Source organism: Acinetobacter sp. GQ146, assembly GCF_059758585.1.
In genome coordinates this window covers 50,091-68,282 of the sequence record NZ_JCAXDV010000001.1, presented here as the reverse complement: position 1 = coordinate 68,282, position 18,192 = coordinate 50,091, and the positions used below count along the sequence as shown (strand labels likewise).

Genomic DNA, 18,192 nt, shown 5'->3' with positions numbered 1-18,192 from the left:
TACTAAAACTAAATAGGCTAAAAGTCTAAGAGCTCAACACTAGGCCATAAATCTTTATTTATTAAGTCTTTAATACAAGTCTTGATGGCCACTTTGGTGGCAAGGCTGGCTGGTGATAGCTCTTCCTCTGCAATACTGATCAAATAATTCATTCGATTCAGCTCTGGAGAGATGATTTTGAGGAAGCACAGATCTGATCTTAAGTACTCAAAATAGGCACTGCCCGGCTGAATGGTTGCCATTTTCAGTTGACGCACGCAGTTCATCAGCAAATGCAGACCATCTATTTCAAACTCAACATTTAAAAGTTCAACTTTTTGCTCTAAAAACTTGCGTAAGCCATGATGTTGGCTGGGTAAAGCCAAAGGCAGCTGATTCACTTTTTCAAATTCAATCTGTTTGTTGTGAATACAGTCTGCAAAACCATGCTGCTGCAGTAGGTCGGCATGTGCCATCAGAAACATCGGTTCTTTCAGCAAAGGCTGGACAGACCAGTGTGGATCAACATCTTGGGTAAAAATAATGGCAATATCCAGTTGGCGCGAATTGACCATGGCTGCCAGATTCCCAGACAGACTTTCAACCAGATGCACCTTAATCTCAGGATAACGTTTTGACATTAATTTCATTAAAGGCACGCCCAAGACCGAAGCAATACTTGGAGAAAATCCGACGCACACATGACCTGTTAAACGAGAAGAATGTGCGGCTTCAATGGCATATTGTGTATGCCTGAGCACCAGTTGCGCCTGTTTGAAAAATGCTAATCCTGACGGCGTGGGCACCACACCAGTAGAGGAGCGGCTTAATAAACGTGTACACAGTTCATCTTCAAGTTTAGCAATTTGCTGGCTTAAAGCCGAGGTGCCGACATCTAGCTTTTGAGCAGCCTTCCCCAAACTGCCAGATTCAACAATGGTCACTAAATACTTGAGCTGCTTTAATTCCATGTCTTCCCCTACTTAGGCATATCCATCATCATCCCCCAATCATTCAAAATAAGGTCATGATCAATAGCGCGAGCATGCCGAATTGAAATTTCAAAGCACTGAAAAACTTGAGTTCAAACCCAAAGATGTGCAGCTGCATACTAGGCATAGATTGAAGCGATATCAAACCCAGTGATGCAAATGACGTTCTTTTCTTGCAGTGTATAGCGAAACCCTCCCGATTTGTGATGACACTGCTTGAGATGAACGAAATAAAAACAACAATTTTTTTATTTTAAATGCTTGATCCTGATGGACTTCTATCTCGCGTAGAAATAACGATGGTCTAATCTTTTTTTAGACAACAGCACCGTATGCTATGCGCTAGCAACTTGTCAGAAATTTACTCGTCCCACCCATGCTCCAAATGATAAAAACACTCTACATAAGAAAGATTATCAGTTATTATTTGACGCAACCCATCGCTCCGTGAATTCGATATGAATGCCAACGCAGAACATTCAGCCAAAGCCTTAATCATCAATCAGCTAAGCAAAAAATTCGGCTCACGTTTTGCTGTTCATGAAGCGACATGGTCAGCAACACGTGGCCAAATCACTTGCTTACTGGGTCATTCAGGTTGTGGTAAAACAACCATGCTACGTTTGATTGCTGGTCTGGAAACGCCTACGAGCGGTGCTATTCAACTAGAACAAACCATTCTCTGGAATGAAGAACAGCATCTCCCTGCCGAAGCTCGTCATATTGGTCTGGTTTTTCAGGACTATGCTTTGTTCCCGCACCTCAACGTGCTTGAAAATGTGAAGTTTGGTCTAAAAAAATTCAATAAAAATCAACAACAAGAAATTGTCGATCAAGCCTTAAAACTGGTCTCTATGCATCATCATCGCCTGAGTTATCCTTATACTTTATCGGGGGGAGAACAACAGCGGATTGCCTTAGCGCGTGCATTAGCCCCTAATCCTCATGTGTTGCTGATGGATGAACCTTTTTCTAATTTAGATCATCGCCTACGTGATCAGATCCGTAAAAGCACCATCGAACTTTTAAAACAGACAGCGTCTACCGCTGTGATTGTCACGCATGATCCTGAAGAAGCCTTACAGATTGCAGATCAAATTATCCTCATGCATCAAGGACAAATTCTTCAGATTGGCACACCAAAGCAACTGTATTTTCAGCCCGCCACCCTGTTTGCCGCACGTTATTTTTCAGCATTGAATGAAATACCGGCTCAGCGCATGGGCGATCAAATCACCACCCTTTTCGGTCAGACCGCAGCTCCAGCCAACCTGACTGAGGCTGAACCGTCGATTTCCTGCTATTTCCGCCCGCATCAGGTTCGGGTGAGTCGAGAACCCGTGGCAGGCGCAGTTGCCTGCAAAGTCATGTCCTCCAGCTTTATGGGACATGCCTCTCAATTAGATCTGCAACTGGTTTCTGAACCTATTAGCTTATTGGCTCAAGTGGATCACCTACAGCAATATTCTGAACATGAAATTGTCTATGTGTCCGTAGATTTAGCCGCATGTTTTTTCTTTGCGCCCGATGAGCATTCTGGCGTAACTCATACCTCTCAACTTGAACACGACGTTCAGATTTAAACTCTGTAGGAAATAAGAAATGAAATCACTATCGAAAATTCATCTTCTTTTAACTGGTCTGGCCGCCTTCAGTGGAAGCTGGGTACATGCAGCTGAAGTCAACCTGTATACCACTCGGGAACCGGCTTTAATTCAGCCTCTGTTAAAAGATTTTAGTCAGAAAACAGGGGTGAAAGTGAATACTGTCTTTATCAAAGACGGTTTGCTTGAACGCGTGAAAGTTGAAGGTTCACGCTCCCCAGCCGATGTAATGCTCACAGTAGATTTCGGAAACTTGGTGGATCTGGTCGAAAGTGGTTTGACCCAACGCGTCGACTCAAAAGTTTTAAACCGTTCTATTCCCGCCAACTTACGTGCTGCAAATGGACACTGGTATGCCCTCTCCATGCGTGCTCGTGCAGTTTATGTGTCCAAAGATCGTGTCCCGCTGACGGCGATTTCCTATGAAGATCTGGCAAATCCTAAATGGAAAGGCAAAATCTGTATCCGCTCAGGCAGTCATCCATACAACACTGGTTTAATTGCTGCTTATATTGCCCATCATGGCGAAAAAGAAACGGAAAAATGGTTACGGGGTGTGAAAGCGAATTTAGCCCGTCCAGCGAGTGGTGGTGATCGCGACGTGGCACGAGATATTCTCGGTAAGATTTGTGATATTGGGGTAGCAAACACCTATTATGTTGGCACCATGCGCACAGGGGATGCAGAGCAAAAGCGTTGGGGCAATGCCATTAATGTCGTTTTACCGCAATTTAAAAATGGCGGCACGCACGTCAATGTTTCAGGTGCTGTGGTCTCTAAATATGCACCGAACCGTAAAGAAGCCGTCCAGCTGCTCGAATTCTTAGCATCCGATCATGCTCAAGCCATGTATGCGAAAAGTGATTTTGAATATCCTGTGAAACCGGGAGTTAAAATTGATCCGATTATTGCCAGCTTTGGCAAGCTGAAAGTCGATACGATCCGCTTAAGTGACATTGCCCAACACCGCAAAGCAGCCAATCGTTTGGTTGATAAGGTACAGTTCAATCATTAAGTCTCGCTTGTCGTATAGGGAGTGATCTTGCTCCCTATACGATCAGATTTATTTCCATCTCTCATTAGACTTTTACCTTCAATGCCCAACAAGAAATTTGCATATCGTTCTTTATTTTCACTCAGTGGACTATTGACGCTACTCGCCTGTTTACCTGTCCTTGCTTTAGTGTGGACTGCGCTGCAAGGTAATAGTGAGATTTGGCAGCATCTGATTCAATATGTCATTCCCCCTACGCTAGTCGAAACGGGCCTACTGCTTGTCGGGGTGGGTGTATTGACCATCCTGATTGGTACGGGCAGTGCATGGATTGTGACCGCCTATCAGTTTCGTGGTCGAGCTTTTCTGGACTGGGCCCTGCTGTTACCGCTTGCCGTTCCCACATACATTATTGCCTATAGTTATATTGATATTCTGCATCCCATAGGTCCGGTGCAAAGTCTGTTGCGAGACCAGCTAGGCTTGGACATGCAACAGCTATGGTTTCCAAATATCCGGTCGGTCTGGGGCGGAATTTTTCTATTGAGTTTCGTGCTTTATCCTTATATCTATTTAAGCACCCGCGCCATGTTTTTAATGCAATCAGCAAGTCTGATTGAAGTCGCGCGTAGCTTGGGCCTGAAACCCAATCAAGTCTTTTTAAGAGTTGCCATCCCGCTTGCTCGACCAGCCATTGCGGTCGGCACCAGTCTGGTCTTAATGGAAACCATTAATGACATCGGGGCAACCGAGTTCCTTGGCATTAAAACGCTGACCTTATCCATTTATTCCACTTGGATGAACCAATCCGATCTGGCTGGCGCCGCACAGATTGCCATTTTTATGCTGATGATTATTAGCTTTTTGGTCTTCATTGAACGATTGGGACGGCGTAAGCAGCGTTATATGAACTCGGCTCAACGCAGTAGACTGATGCCGGCTCAGGTTGTAACGGGAAGCAAAGCCCTGACTTTATTCGGACTGGGGCTCATTCCCGTCTGTATCGGATTCCTGATTCCCTTCAGCCATTTGTTGCTGGAGTCTTATAAACGTTTTCAATACGCAGGTTTGTCCGACTATTTATTAGAATCTTCAATCAATACCCTGATCTTAGCCAGTATTGCGACATTCGTGACCATTCTGATCGGGTTCTTTATTGTCAGCTCAGCACGATTTAGTGGCAATACTTGGTTTAGCCGAATTTCAAGTTTAGGCTATGCCGTTCCGGGTACGGTCCTTGCAATCGGGCTGATGCTTTCCCTCGGTGTCATTGATCATGCCGTCGCAGATTTTCTAGAATTCAGACTTGGAATTTCGACTGGGTTACTGTTTTTAGGTACCAGTTTCACTTTAATCTATGCCTATGCTGTGCGCTTTTTAGCGATTTCGATTGGTGGTATTGAGTCTGGCTATAACCGAATCCATGGTGTGCTCGATGATGCTGCACGAAACCTAGGACAGAATAAACTGGGGATTTTATGGCGCGTTCATTTACCCCTATTACGCCCTGCAATCATCTCGGCTGCATTATTGATTTTTGTCGACTGTATGAAAGAACTGCCTGCCACCCTGCTACTAAGACCGTTAAATATGGAAACCTTAGCCACACAGCTCTATGCAGAAGCCTCACGAGGTACCTATGAAGATGGCGCAATCGCAGCGTTATTAATTGTATTGGTTGGCATCATCCCTGTCATTTTACTGGCTCGGATGAGTAAAAATACGCGATAAATAAAGATATACCACCAGACACAACAAGCCGCGGCAACAGATGCGTTATGCAGGCGAGAGCAAGGCTTAACCGCTTCGGTTTAAGCCTTGCCGCTGCTTTACCAAGCAGGCAGCAAACTGCTGTTTCTCTCATTTTAGGCAGTATGTCGTGATTTTTTACAGCAAAACATGAGCTCAATAAAACGGACTCTTCAACAATCCGTGGGGGTTTCACGCTATCTCTGCATGCTGCAAAATCAAGTTCACCAAACGCTGTGCGGGCGGTGAAAGTGAACGCTCCGCCAATTGCACAATAGCATATTCAATATGCATCGACTGTGTCGGTAACTCGGGTTGCAATACAGTAGCCAGATCAACAAGTTTACTATCGCTCTCTATCCATGATTTCCAAGTAAACAGAATGTTGTCGCTATTCAGAGTCAGGTCGTGCAGGATTTGCAAATTATCACAGGTCAGTCCAATCGGCAGGGCTTGATTGGGCTTCATCCCGAGTATGGAACGTAGACGGGGTGAGAGCGATTTATCAATCGTAACAGCCGACCACGGATAAGACGGAATTTGTGTGGGTGCAGGAGGCGTATTTTGCTGTAATAAGGGGTGTTCAGGTCGACAATACATGGACACGGGTTCAGCAGGAAGCCACGTGAGTTCAAAGCGATCATCCTCTTGCAGTTCGCCTGGGTAGGCAACAAAAAACTCGATCCGCTCCTGCTCTAAATGGGTTTGCAGGTTCGGTGTTTGACTGGCTTCTATGTGGAGTTTCAAGTGCGGGCATTGTTGCTTCAGATCAATCAAAGCACGGCGCAGTGGCCCATCGATTGCGAGTAAGCTAATCCCAAAATTTAACTCTCCCCGTTCAGCCTGAGATAAGTAATAAATATCATCGGCTAAATCGCGTGCCCTGCCCAACAGGCTCACCGCTCTGGCAATTAAATATCGACCTGCCGGGGTTGGGCGCACAGATCTAGTGTCTCTATCGAATAAGCGTAAGCCAAATTCCGTTTCAAGGGCTTGGATACTTCGGCTAAAAGCCGTTTGCGAAAGATTGGCGCGTTCGGCAGCTCTCGAAAAATTTAACTCTTCAGCCAGCAAGGCTAAATGTTGCAATTGTTTCAGGTTGATTGATGCTTTCAATGCATAAGATCCCTGTAAATAATGCATTAGACATGAATTTATGAGACTGATAGCGTGTTGTCAACAGGGAGAAACGATCAGGTTCTGGTTGCTAAGGAGCAATTTTCTTGCCTCGCTGTTGGATGAAAAAAAATATTTGAGTAAGGAAAACGAATAATGAGCAAACATGCTAGCTTCACACGGATGGATCAAGGAACCCAAGCTGACTGGGATATTATTGCGGCTGAATTCCGCCCTTTTAGCAAAGAATTGCCTGACCGTATTATGGCGCATCTTCAGCTATTAAAGGGGGATTATGCGGGTTTCCCTATTGATCGAATGAGCCATTGTTTACAGACTGCAACTTTCGCTTATCGCGATGGCCGTGATGAGGAATATGTGGTCTGCGCTTTGCTACATGATATTGGTGATACCTTGGGTTCGTTCAATCACCCTGAAGTTGCAGCGGCAATTCTTAAGCCTTTTGTCAGTGAAGCGAATCATTGGATGATTCAAAATCATGGCGTTTTTCAGGGCAATAACTTTTTCCATTTTATTGGTATGGATCGCAATATGCGCGATATGTTCGCAGAGCATCAGTACTATGAACGCACGCGTGAATTTGTCGATTTATACGACAATCCTGCATTCGACCCTCAGGGTGAAATCCTTCCGCTGGAGTTTTTTGAACCGATGCTGCGTAAGGTTTTCTCTAAACCTAAAAACACTTTGTATAAAGCTGCCTTAGAGCATATGGATATGACACAAGCTGACAAAGTATAGGCTGAGAAAATTATGCAAATCGAATCATTGCAAGGCAAAGTCAGCGATGCTGAGTGGAAGCTGCGGGTAGAACTTGCTGCACTCTATCGACTCACGGCATTGTATGGCTGGACGGACTTGGTGTTTACTCACATCAGTGTGCGGTTGCCTACCGCGAAAGGTGAACCCGAACAGTTCTTACTTAATCCTTATGGTTTGTTATTCGAAGAGATTACCGCTTCTAATTTGATTAGAGTGGATGCCGAATGCAACAAGTTAAGTGACTCTCCATTTCCTGTCACCCCAGCTGGTTTCACAATTCATAGTGCCATTCATGCTGCCCGAGAAGATGCAGCTTGCGTCTTGCACACCCACACCCGCAGCGGTGTGGCCGTGAGTGCGCAAAAATGTGGAGTTCTACCGATTAGCCAACAGTCTATTTTTGTTCTCGATTCGTTGGCTTACCACGATTATGAAGGCGTTGCGATTCGTGAAGATGAAAAACTTCGCTTGCAAGCCGATTTGGGCACTGCAGATTATCTTATGCTTCGTAATCATGGCCTGTTAGTCGTCGGACGAAGTGTCGCCGATGCTTTCTTGAAAATGTATACCTTCGAAAATACCTGTCGGATTCAAATTGATGCGCAAGCTGGTGGCGCATTGATTGAGGTTAACCCTACGATACGACAAGGTCTAGATCAAGTCTTTAAGGCCGCGACCAGTGGTATGGGTGCCGAAATTGCTTGGCCGGCATTACTACGTAAACTGGATCGATTAGATCCGAGTTACAAAAGCTAATTTCAAAATACAACATAAGAGTAAGTGGCATACAGACCTTGGGGTTCAGAAACTCCGAGGTCCGTGTATCTACAAGGAAAAATTACTGAATTTGGCATATTGAGTTCCAAGCAGTAATACTCAAGAGAACAATAAAATGAATGAAATAGTTACCACTAAACCGCTCAGTGGCACAAGCGTCCCCGACATTCTATCTGAGGAAATTGATGACATTGTACGGAAAGTCGCTTGGCGGCTGATCCCTATCCTATTTTTAGCTTATCTGATTAACTTCATCGATCGAATCAATATTTCTTTTGCCAAGCTACAGATGAGTCAGGCGCTGGGGCTCAATGATGTGGCATACGGTATCGGTGCAGGGATGTTTTTCATTGGCTACTTCTTTTTCGAAGTTCCCAGCAACATGATTTTGGAACGCATGGGGGCTCGGCGTTGGGTGCCGATGATCATGCTTGCCTGGGGAGGTGCCACCTTAAGCTTAGCCTGGGTTACAACACCACAAGAGTTTTATGTAATTCGATTCTTTATTGGTTTTGCAGAAGCAGGCTTTTTTCCAGGCGTGGTGCTATTCATGACGTATTGGTTTCCAGCCTCGCATCGTGGCCGAATTATGGCGCTATTTATGGCTGGACTGGCTGTTTCTGGTGTGATTGGAGGGCCAATTTGTGGAGCAATTATCGAGTATTTGGATGGTTATGCGGGTCTAGCGGGCTGGCAATGGTTGATGATTACCACGGGATTACCATGCTTAATTATTGCTGCTGGTATTTATTTTTTACTGACCGATAGACCTGAGGATGCGAATTGGCTCAGTTCACGCGAAAAACAGGTGCTTAAAGCCAGTTTAGGGAATCAACAACGCCCGAAAGCCTCAATGAGAGCTGCGCTGTTAAACTTCTGGACTTGGAGCAGTGCCTGGATCTATTTTTTATTGGTCTGTGGAGGCTATGGTATATCGTTTTGGATGCCCACCCTATTTAGCCAAGCTGGAATAGAATCCAATGCTAAAATTGGCTTATTAGTCGCTATACCCAATTTACTAGGCGTAATTGCCATGCTTCTAATCTGTCGACATTCGGATCGAACTCAGGAGCGTCGCTGGCATTTAACGGCTTGCTTTACATTGATTGCTATCGGATATCTCGTCATTGTGAGTCAGTTAGGCAGTGTCGTCGGCTTAGTGATTGGCTTTAGTATTGCCCACATCGGGATTTTAGCTGGCGCACCATTAAGTTGGACCATCCCGACTCGAATGTTAACGCCTGTGGCAGCAGCTATAGGCATTGGCGTGATTGCATCAATTGGAAATCTGGGCGGTTTTTTTGCTCCAGTTTTGATTGGCAAGTTTAGTCAGTTAACTGGGAACTTTAGTATTGGCTTTTTGGTGATCGGTGGGTTGCAACTGATTGCAGCTTTATGGGTCGCCCTAACAGTACGCATTCCACGTCAATAATTTTTGAAACTAAAAACAGTAGAGCCTGATCGGTTATCGATGGGTAGATTGGAAAAGTACATAGAGCTGATTTGCAAAGTATGATGAATTTAGATTTAAAAAAGAAATCTCAAGGATACGGCAGACTTGGTTATAAGCTCTATGATGCAAGGAACAGCAGGACTCGGGTGTAAGCTTGTAAAATAACTCAACTTATGGCTCTACGCCTCCTCTGTTTCAAGCCCATTAGTTATATTTGATTCAGGCTCAATAAAGCATGAAAATCTTGGGCAAGCTAATATTGGTTTTCATTCTGAGCAATCCATAATGAAAAACCATGGAATCGAATAGAGGGTGCTGTTTTGTTTTAGGCTATGCGTTCTTAGACACTGTATCTGTGTGAATAGCTATCGATTTTGTAGTTACTTTATAGATAGAAATGAACAGTATTTTTAAATTTTTGGTAGCTATTCAGCCCAACTCATTACTAATGCTTTGCTAGATGGATTTACCCCCTAGCAGATCATCTTTGGAATATATTTTTTCTACACACAGTTTTTGAAATATTATTTAAAAAAAATCTAAGAAATTAAAATTTATAACAAGTGTTTATCCATTCCAAATTATCATCCTGCGTTGAGAATAAATCGTTTGAACGTCCCATAAGAGACAACTTATATTTAGTCAAATTTAATCTAGGATAGCCTGATGAAAAGTTGGAATTATTCAAATGCACGCGCACAACTTTCTACGTTAATGGATCAAGCACTCGCAGGTCAACCTGTTGAAATTACTCGTCGTGGACGAGAACCCGCTGTAATTATTAGTAAAGCATCCTATGAAATGTACAAAAAAGCTGAATTTGACAAAAAATTCAGCGCTAAATCTCACACGACAGATCTTCCGTAATAACAAATGAGTTACATGTTTTAATCTAAAGGATATTTTGAAGTCTTACATTTTATCAACTAGACGCATCACGCCTGTAACAATCATATCCACTGCAATTGTCCCAATTAGCAAAGCTGATAAACGCCCAACTATATCAAAATAGCGATCAATATATTTGGCATGTTTATAACGTAAATGATCATGAGAAAATTTCATCAAAATCAATATACTGCAACTTAAAAATAAAGTTAGCCCAATCACTAAAGCTGCTTCACCTATAGACATGCTCATGCCTGTAACCACCGCAGCACTGATCGTGCCTGGTCCAATCATGAACGGCATTGCAATGGTGCCTGCTAAATGCTCTGGTGCACCACGCATTTCGCCAATAGTATCCGCACCTTGAAATACATAGCGGTATCCAATAACAAGAAAAATTAATCCTCCAAAAATTTGAAACGATTCAAATCTGACATTTAAATACTTACTAAATATCGCTTCCCCACCCCAAGCAAATAATAAAAAAACCACATAGGCGATTAATGCACCTTGAATTAAACCTTTATTAAACACATTCGTTTCAGTGTGCCGAATCAACCCAATCATATAAATACTCATTAGAAATGGATTCAATAGGGAAAAAAATAATGCAAACGAATTAATATATGTGGACAGCATCTTGGATTATCCATTATTTGTAATTCAACACGCAAAAAGCTCCTAATACAGGAGCTTAATGTGATCTATACTCTATGGTAAGAGCGAAAAATAAAGCGCATATACTTAGAAACTATAAATAAACATGAGGTTTAAAAGTTTATTCATTTTACCATCATCCCCTTGCGCCAATGAACTTGAGGTGCCACCAACAAATGGGTCATTTTTACTCATCACATATTCTGTATATAAAGAAACATTTTTGTGATTCCATGCAACACCTGCAATATGTCGTTCAGAATCAGCAAAACCATGCTGTTTCTTATTAAAACCGCTATAGACAAAATAAGGTGTGATATTGAGCATATCCCCCACATTCGCAAAGGTATAGTTCATATCCACGGTATAGAAATAACCATCATTAGCAATATCATATTCCGTATCAAACGAACCGAATGTCGACTGATTTGGATTCATACCATCCTTATTGTCGAGTGACATCTCACCACCGGTAATGGAAAGCGCAAAATTTTTATAGCTCAAAGTATTAAAGAGTGCCCAAGCATCTCGTGAACCCTGAGCTGAAGTGCGGTTATTCTCAATATCCGAATACCAGTAGCTTCCACCTACTGACATTTTAAGATCAGGTAGACTTTGCGGGTTAAACTCTTGTTTCACTCGGGCCATCCACATATTTTTTTCTTGCAGCTCTGTTTTATTGGGATCGGACGATTTAACTAAATTGGCGGTATATCTGGCTGCATCTCGGCTTGTACCATGATAATTACCACCATCGGTTACAAAGTAAGCGAGATCAAACTGTGTTGCAGAATCCAATTCAAAATGGTAATTCACACCTAAGTTATGTGCATCCTGTAGACCAATCGTGTTGTTAATACTGGCATAAAAACTACTGTCCCAATATTGACCTGGGCCAAATGGAATCGGTTGCACACCTAAAGTAATACGATCGGTCGGGTTAATTTTATACCCCATATAACCATCGACTAAAGTTGAGAAATCACATAAACGTTCGTATTGATAACAACGATATTGCACTTGTCCAAACAACTTGGAAGATTGATAGTCAAGTTTTAAAATTCCAGCATCAAACTGAACTTTCTGATCCGATGCAGGCCCCCCATAATGCTTGTCTTGATAATTAGCACGGACTGCTCCTGACACCGTTAAGGCTCCGAGTTCACTCTTCGCATCACCAAATGTGACACCTGCAAAAGTAGGAAGTGTTACACCTAACGCAAATAACCCAACAGTTGCTTTACGATATAAATGATTCATTTACTGACATATCCTTTGTGTAATGAAATTAAAACAACATATCCATATTTTTGTATTACCTTGATGTATAGATATATGTTCACATCAATTTTTTAGCGTTCATGCATAACCACGTTTAGCGTCTTCGTGAGGCTAAACGTTTACGCAATATAGGCATGTTGAATGCTATGATTCAGCCTTAAGCAATCCCGTGTATTTCTTTCCAATTCCCCGGATGTACCACATAGCCAAACAGAGCATGTCCGCCATAGACCAGTTCAGTACCCTCTGGAATCCACAGCATTTGCCCAGGACGGACTTCATATTTCTGACCATTTGCAGTCAACTCAAAACAACCCTCAATGACGAAAATGACTTCGTCATACAGTACCTTCCATGCGACCTCTGCACCTTCCCAACGAGCAAAACCAATACCCATATTTGGAGATACATCAGCGCCTAACGCGCGTGCAACATAAGCCATACCAGGCGTGTCACCACGGACATTAAAATTCAGTGACTGACTGTCAACTAAACGGACTTCACTCATCTTCCACTCCCTCTCTTACAATTCGCTACGGCTTTGCCATTTCGCCAAAGCAATACGGAATTTCACCCCCATCCCTAAAAATGGTTCTGGCGGATTCAAACTCGGCATACCTGTGACATACTGAATATCTTTAAGTTGTTCGGAATCAACTCCGACAGCCAATTCAGCAAGTAAAGTTCCCGAAATAGTGCCCCATGCAGCGCCTACACCGTTGTCACACGCACTGGCATACACGCCATCATCCAACTCACCAAAGAAGTTAGTGAAGTTACGTGAAATGGCGTAGACACCACCCCATGTTTCAGTAAATGGAACATCTGCAAGATCTGGATAACGATCAACAAAAGCTTTGCGGTGGTCTGCACGGATTTTTTTACGCTGCTCTTCGTTCACACTTGAACCGTATTTAGGCACGTGCTTGTACGTGTTACGAATCAAGATACGACGGTCAGCAGTCATACGAAGTGTTGTACCTGCGTGGTCTGCTGGGGTTAAGCCCCAATCCAATTCACCGTGGTAGCGCTTCATTTCTTCATCAGTTAATGGGCGCGTCCAACTTGCAAAAGTCATTACAGGTAATAGGCGGTTTCTTAAATAACCAAATTCTTGCGTGAAGATACTGGTTCCCAAAAGTAACTTAGGTGCTTTTATTGAACCGTTATCACCATGCAAAACCCATTGATCACCGACCTTTTCCAAACGACGAATTGGAGATTCTTCCAATAGCTCTACATTTTCAGGAAGATGATCCCCCATACCACGTACAAGAGCTGCAGGTTGCATCAGATATGATCCACCTGTGAAAATTGCACGACTGTAATAATTCGTACCTAAAACCTTCGATAACTCATCTTTTTCTACATAACGGAATGGTTCGCCAAGATCTGTCATCAATTTTGCGAAGTGAGCCAGATGCGCTTCACCACGCTCACCGACTGCACCTTGATATTTACCAGCTAGTGACCATTGGCAATCAATGCTGTGCTTTTTAACCAATCCCTCTAACTGTGCAATTGCAGCACGGTTAAGCTTGAGTAACTTTTGCTTTAATTCAGGATCTGGATGTTCTAGTGAGAATTTATGCGGTAGATCAATAACAAAACCAGAATTTCGACCTGATGCACCTTCTGCTACACGCTGTGCATCGACCAAAATAATACGGGCATTCGGTTTGAGTTCAGCAAGTCTACGCGCTGCCGCCAATCCTGCAAAACCAGCACCAATAATAGCGTAGTCCGCAGTTTGAACACCTGTTAAGCCTATTGCTGGTTGTGCAGCAGGTAATGCAGCATACCAACCGCAACTTTTATCATCATGGGGTAAAGCAATCATGTTCTATATCCTTATGCTGCCGCACTGCTCTTATTCAGCTTTTCAAGCCATTCACTACGCTGCTGCTGTAATTGACTCCCGAGGAGAGCAAAGCCTTTTAATACGCCAGCATCATCATGATAACTTGCAGCCCACTCATCCCCATGTTGTTCCACAGACCATTGACCTTGGCCTACAGGAGATAAGATCGATAGCGGAAGAACAGGAGTTTTCACTAATACAGGTGTATTCTTTAATGTTGCGTCGGTAGATTTACCTAATAAGCTGTTCACCAATGCTGGAATAGCTTGGTTAATTGGATTGATGTATGGCGCCCACTGACCTTCTACTTCTACACAGTCACCTAAAGCAAAAATAGCGGCATCACTACTACGGTGATCTAAACCAGTGCGAATACCACGACCAACTTCTAAACCAGCGTCTTGAGCTAACGAAACATTTGGTTTCAAGCCTACTGCGCTTAATACCAAGTCAGTTTCTAAGACTTGACCATTTTGCAGTGTCACTTGATAACGATCGCCTTGTGCCTGAATAGAACTGATACTGTTTTCAAGTTCCCAATCTACACCGAGCTTGGTTAATGCATTTTGTAATGCTCGACCCAATGCTTGTGGAATCAAACGTCCCATTGGCCATTGCCCTAATCCAACAACCGTCACTTTAATTCCATGCGTTGCTAGATCATTGGCAAACTCACAACCAATTAAGCCATCACCCAATAGCGTGACATGCTGCTTGCCTTCCAACATAGAACGGAAGCGACGATAATCTGCCAAGTCGTTTACACTCACGACTGCATTTGTATCGCCTCGCATAGGGATCACAATCGGAGAAGCACCCGTCGCAAGAACCAATCGACCAAATGGATATTCACCAATTGAAGTAATTAATTTCTTGTTTGCACGGTCAATACGTTCAACACGAGTATGGGCATATACACGGATGTTTAAACGCTTTTCCCAGCTTAATGCGGTCTCTCGTACAAGCGAGTGACCGTCCTTACCTAATGCCAAAGCATTAGATAAGGCGGGTTTACTGTAAATCGCGCCATCATCAAGAGTGAATAAAGTGATTTGCAGATCTGCAGACTGAGCACGTAATGCCGAAGCAAGTTGATAACCCGCATGGCCACTACCAATAATCACCACAGGTTCAATTGTTTCTTGAACTTGAGGTGCTTCTATCACCTCATCTGTGATTTCAATCATTTCAAAGTCAGCTTTAGTAACCAAACAGTCTGGGCATAACCAGTCTTCAGGCACATCTTCCCACTTTGTGCCTGGAGCAATACCATCAGCAGGCCAGCCTTTTGCTTCGTCGTAGATCCATCCACAGACAATACATAACCACTTTTTCATCTTGTCTCATTCCTTCCCTGATGACTACGCGTGATGTGACAAACGAATTGCGATGTTTCGTGTTTGCACATAACTGTAGATCGCTTCCTGACCTTTTTCACGACCAAAGCCAGAAAGCCCGACACCACCAAATGGTGTTTCAATACCACCAGCAAACCATTCATTAATGAAGACTTGCCCAGCACGTAAGCGATTCGCGATACGCAATGTTTGATTGATGCCAGCACCAAATACGCCCGCAACCAAACCAAAGTCAGTACCATTTGCAATTTCAATCGCTTGGTCTTCATCATCAAATGGGATCATGACCAGTACAGGACCAAAAACTTCTTCCTGAGCAATACTCATAGATGGCGTTGCTTCAATAATAGTCGGCTCTACAAAGTAACCTGCGAGTTCTGGTGCTTTACCACCAGTTAATACCGTTGCGCCTTCTTGACGAGCCTGTTCCACCATAGCCAGAATACGTTGCTGCTGATCGAGAGAAACAACAGGTGTTAATTCGGCATGCGTTTCACCTGAACCAATGTTTAAGCTTTGCGCCATGGTTACGACAGCTTGTTTCACTTCTTCAAAACGACTGCGATGCACCAATAAGCGCGACATTGCAGAACACACTTGACCTGCGTTATAGAAAATACCGACTTTAACGCTACGGATCAGATTTTCTAAATCCACATCAGCCAAAGCAATTGCGGCAGACTTACCACCAAGCTCCATGACAGATGGTGTTGCACGTTGTGAAGCAGCTTTTAAAATGCGTTGACCCGTCGGAACTGAACCCGTGAATACGATTTGATTCGTATCGTTGTGTTCAACCAAATGATTACCAACTTCAGAACCTTTACCGCAAAGTAAGTTCACCGCACCTTGTGGGAAGCCTGCTTTTTCAATTGCCGCAATTAACAAGGTCATCGCAAGAGGTGAAATTTCAGGAGACTTGATTACTACTGCATTACCTGCAGCTAATGCTGGAGCAAGTGAACGTGCACAGATCGATACTGGGAAGTTCCAAGGTACGATCTGAACAGAAACACCCATTGGTACGTATTGCGTAAAATCGACATAGTCTTTACCAAGCGGCACAGAGATTCCTTCGATTTTGTCTGCCATACCTGCGTAGTATTCGAAATAACGTGCAGCTTCTACAAACTCTTCACGCGCAGTTTCAAAATTTTTACCATTTTCTAAACAAAGCACCATTGCTGCTTCGTCAGTAATTTCACGAATTGCTTCTGCTGCTTTCAGCATCCACGTCGTACGCTGTGCAGGACGTACATCTGTTAGTGCCCCACTTTCGACACAACGACGAGCAGCAGCCATTGCCAAATCAGCATCATCAGTTGTTGCTTGTGCAATCGTTGCATAAGGCGCTGCAGTACCAGGGTTCATGATCACCAATTGGCGAGAAGAATCCCGCCATTGACCATCAACATAGTTGAGGTAATGTTTCATTATCTACCCTCTAAAGCCGCTTTAGTTTGATTAGCCAACCATTGTTGGAAGAAATATGTTGGTAAATCCATTTCAGGCGAGAAAACACCACCAGTAAAACCTGGAGAATGACGCCCTTTTTGCATGTTCTCTACCGCAAATACATCTTCCGCAAATACAACTTTCCAAGATTGCAAAGTCGCTTCACGACATGCGTCATATTCCGGGCTAAGTGCTTCATCACCCACGTAATACAAGCGTAATTTTTCAATTGTTTTTTCAGGTGCTATAGGATCAATCATCATGGCAAACGCGTGGTCCGCTTGAATACCTAACAAGACATTCGGAAATACCGCCACATATTCAGCATGACGTAGTTGATCTTCTGGCCAGCTTGGGAATTTTGGTAAATGCGTACCAGCTGTTGCAGATAGGTTGTATTTATAACTCCCCTGACCCGAGAAACGATCTTCAAACATAATGTTGTAGTGATCCTCAAGTTTTGAGTAGGTGTTTAATGCAGGGTGTACCCATGGCAAGTGATAGGCTTCACAGAAGTTTTCAACAGTCAGTTTCCAGTTACTCTCAACAGGAAGTTCAAATACTGAACCTGTTTTTGCCACACGAATTAAATCAAGATCATTAGTGCCTAAAAAAGCTTCCCAACGCTTTGCTAATGGTGCGATGTGCTCTTCAAAAGCAGGTGCATCACCCGAAATATTAATAAAGACTAAGTCCATCCAGATAGCTGAACGCAGCGCTTTTAAGCCATGTTTTTCACATTTAAAACGTTCATCTTTATGCTGACCGATCCCACCAATATGTGGTGTACCTTTTAAATTACCGTTTAAGTCATAGCTCCAAGAGTGGTATGGACAGCGAATCACGCCTTCAATGCTACCCTCTTCATGTACTAACTGCATGCCACGGTGGCTACATACGTTATGGAATACTTGAACTTCACCTTCACGGTTACGCATCATGACCAACGGCATACCCATAAAATCCACAGGTTTCACATAGGCATTTTTAGGTAAGTCTGAAGCAAATCCAACACACGCCCATGTTTTTGCAAAAACATTATCACGTTCAAATTGGAAGTATTCTTGACTAAGATATGCTTCATTCGGCATACCACTAGATTCAGTAATCGGGCTTAAAATATTCTCGATCTGTGCAATTGAAATCAGTTTTTGGCTAACTTGACTGTTCATCCGATAATCTCCATTTCGTTCCTAAACGCAGTTCTCCCTGCGAGGCCATTCAACCATGAGCACGTGGTGCCTT

Annotated in this window: 16 protein-coding genes and 1 pseudogene; 7 read left to right on the top strand and 10 right to left on the bottom strand. The window is 43.4% G+C overall.

Annotated features, from left to right (window positions below):
* Positions 1-17: 17 nt before the first annotated feature.
* Entirely contained in the window at positions 18-950 is a 933-nt protein-coding gene (locus AC6CHI_RS00315) for a LysR family transcriptional regulator (protein WP_498119003.1), read from the bottom strand.
* Between the two features lie 479 nt (positions 951-1,429).
* Between AC6CHI_RS00315 and AC6CHI_RS00310 the strand changes: the two genes are divergently transcribed.
* The 3 genes from AC6CHI_RS00310 to AC6CHI_RS00300 all read left to right on the top strand — a co-directional run bounded on the left by AC6CHI_RS00310 (position 1,430) and on the right by AC6CHI_RS00300 (position 5,300).
* Positions 1,430-2,554, top strand: coding sequence for an ABC transporter ATP-binding protein (locus AC6CHI_RS00310; RefSeq protein WP_498119002.1), 1,125 nt, complete (start codon positions 1,430-1,432; stop codon positions 2,552-2,554).
* 19 nt (positions 2,555-2,573) lie between these two features.
* Entirely contained in the window at positions 2,574-3,590 is a 1,017-nt protein-coding gene (locus tag AC6CHI_RS00305) for a Fe(3+) ABC transporter substrate-binding protein (protein WP_458891012.1), read from the top strand.
* Positions 3,591-3,671: 81 nt separating this feature from the next.
* Positions 3,672-5,300 carry an ABC transporter permease gene (locus AC6CHI_RS00300; protein WP_458891013.1) on the top strand — a complete coding sequence of 543 codons (1,629 nt, stop codon included), beginning with the start codon at positions 3,672-3,674 and terminating at the stop codon, positions 5,298-5,300.
* A gap of 210 nt (positions 5,301-5,510) precedes the next feature.
* Here the strand turns inward: AC6CHI_RS00300 and AC6CHI_RS00295 are convergent, their stop codons facing one another.
* Positions 5,511-6,434 (bottom strand): LysR family transcriptional regulator, encoded by a 924-nt coding sequence (locus AC6CHI_RS00295; RefSeq protein WP_458891014.1) that lies wholly within the window; start codon positions 6,432-6,434, stop codon positions 5,511-5,513.
* Positions 6,435-6,590: 156 nt separating this feature from the next.
* Here AC6CHI_RS00295 and AC6CHI_RS00290 point away from each other — a divergent pair, with 156 nt between their 5' ends.
* The 4 genes from AC6CHI_RS00290 (at position 6,591) to AC6CHI_RS00275 (ending at position 10,314) form a co-directional block, all read left to right on the top strand.
* The gene (locus tag AC6CHI_RS00290) at positions 6,591-7,196 is read left to right on the top strand and encodes an HD domain-containing protein (RefSeq protein ID WP_498119001.1); all 606 of its coding nucleotides are present in this window, start codon (positions 6,591-6,593) and stop codon (positions 7,194-7,196) included.
* A gap of 12 nt (positions 7,197-7,208) precedes the next feature.
* The gene (locus AC6CHI_RS00285; RefSeq protein WP_498119000.1) at positions 7,209-7,973 is read left to right on the top strand and encodes a class II aldolase/adducin family protein; all 765 of its coding nucleotides are present in this window, start codon (positions 7,209-7,211) and stop codon (positions 7,971-7,973) included.
* Positions 7,974-8,109: 136 nt separating this feature from the next.
* A complete protein-coding gene (locus tag AC6CHI_RS00280) occupies positions 8,110-9,426 on the top strand; it encodes an MFS transporter (RefSeq protein ID WP_498118999.1) in 1,317 nt (438 codons plus the stop codon).
* Between the two features lie 687 nt (positions 9,427-10,113).
* On the top strand, positions 10,114-10,314 hold the full coding sequence (locus tag AC6CHI_RS00275) for a type II toxin-antitoxin system Phd/YefM family antitoxin (RefSeq protein ID WP_498118998.1): 201 nt from the start codon (positions 10,114-10,116) through the stop codon (positions 10,312-10,314).
* 45 nt (positions 10,315-10,359) lie between these two features.
* Here the strand turns inward: AC6CHI_RS00275 and AC6CHI_RS00270 are convergent, their stop codons facing one another.
* The 8 genes and pseudogenes from AC6CHI_RS00270 to AC6CHI_RS00235 form a co-directional block, all read right to left on the bottom strand.
* The gene (locus AC6CHI_RS00270) at positions 10,360-10,974 is read right to left on the bottom strand and encodes a MarC family protein (protein ID WP_458891033.1); all 615 of its coding nucleotides are present in this window, start codon (positions 10,972-10,974) and stop codon (positions 10,360-10,362) included.
* A 105-nt stretch (positions 10,975-11,079) separates the two neighbouring features.
* Positions 11,080-12,252: a hypothetical protein gene (locus AC6CHI_RS00265; protein WP_498118997.1), complete on the bottom strand. Its 1,173-nt coding sequence runs from the start codon at positions 12,250-12,252 to the stop codon at positions 11,080-11,082.
* A gap of 178 nt (positions 12,253-12,430) precedes the next feature.
* Positions 12,431-12,781 (bottom strand): EutQ-related cupin domain-containing protein, encoded by a 351-nt coding sequence (locus AC6CHI_RS00260; protein ID WP_153566796.1) that lies wholly within the window; start codon positions 12,779-12,781, stop codon positions 12,431-12,433.
* A 15-nt stretch (positions 12,782-12,796) separates the two neighbouring features.
* Entirely contained in the window at positions 12,797-14,113 is a 1,317-nt protein-coding gene (locus AC6CHI_RS00255; protein WP_498118996.1) for an NAD(P)/FAD-dependent oxidoreductase, read from the bottom strand.
* 11 nt (positions 14,114-14,124) lie between these two features.
* Positions 14,125-15,321 (bottom strand): FAD-dependent oxidoreductase, encoded by a 1,197-nt coding sequence (locus tag AC6CHI_RS00250; RefSeq protein WP_498119397.1) that lies wholly within the window; start codon positions 15,319-15,321, stop codon positions 14,125-14,127.
* Positions 15,310-15,471: pseudogene (locus tag AC6CHI_RS00245) on the bottom strand (rubredoxin); the annotation flags it as partial. The pseudogene AC6CHI_RS00245 and the gene AC6CHI_RS00250, both read right to left, overlap by 12 nt.
* A gap of 24 nt (positions 15,472-15,495) precedes the next feature.
* The gene (locus AC6CHI_RS00240) at positions 15,496-16,926 is read right to left on the bottom strand and encodes an aldehyde dehydrogenase family protein (protein WP_498118995.1); all 1,431 of its coding nucleotides are present in this window, start codon (positions 16,924-16,926) and stop codon (positions 15,496-15,498) included.
* Positions 16,926-18,119 carry an aromatic ring-hydroxylating oxygenase subunit alpha gene (locus AC6CHI_RS00235; protein WP_458891037.1) on the bottom strand — a complete coding sequence of 398 codons (1,194 nt, stop codon included), beginning with the start codon at positions 18,117-18,119 and terminating at the stop codon, positions 16,926-16,928. The genes AC6CHI_RS00240 and AC6CHI_RS00235 overlap by 1 nt, the downstream gene beginning before the upstream one ends.
* Positions 18,120-18,192: the final 73 nt, after the last annotated feature.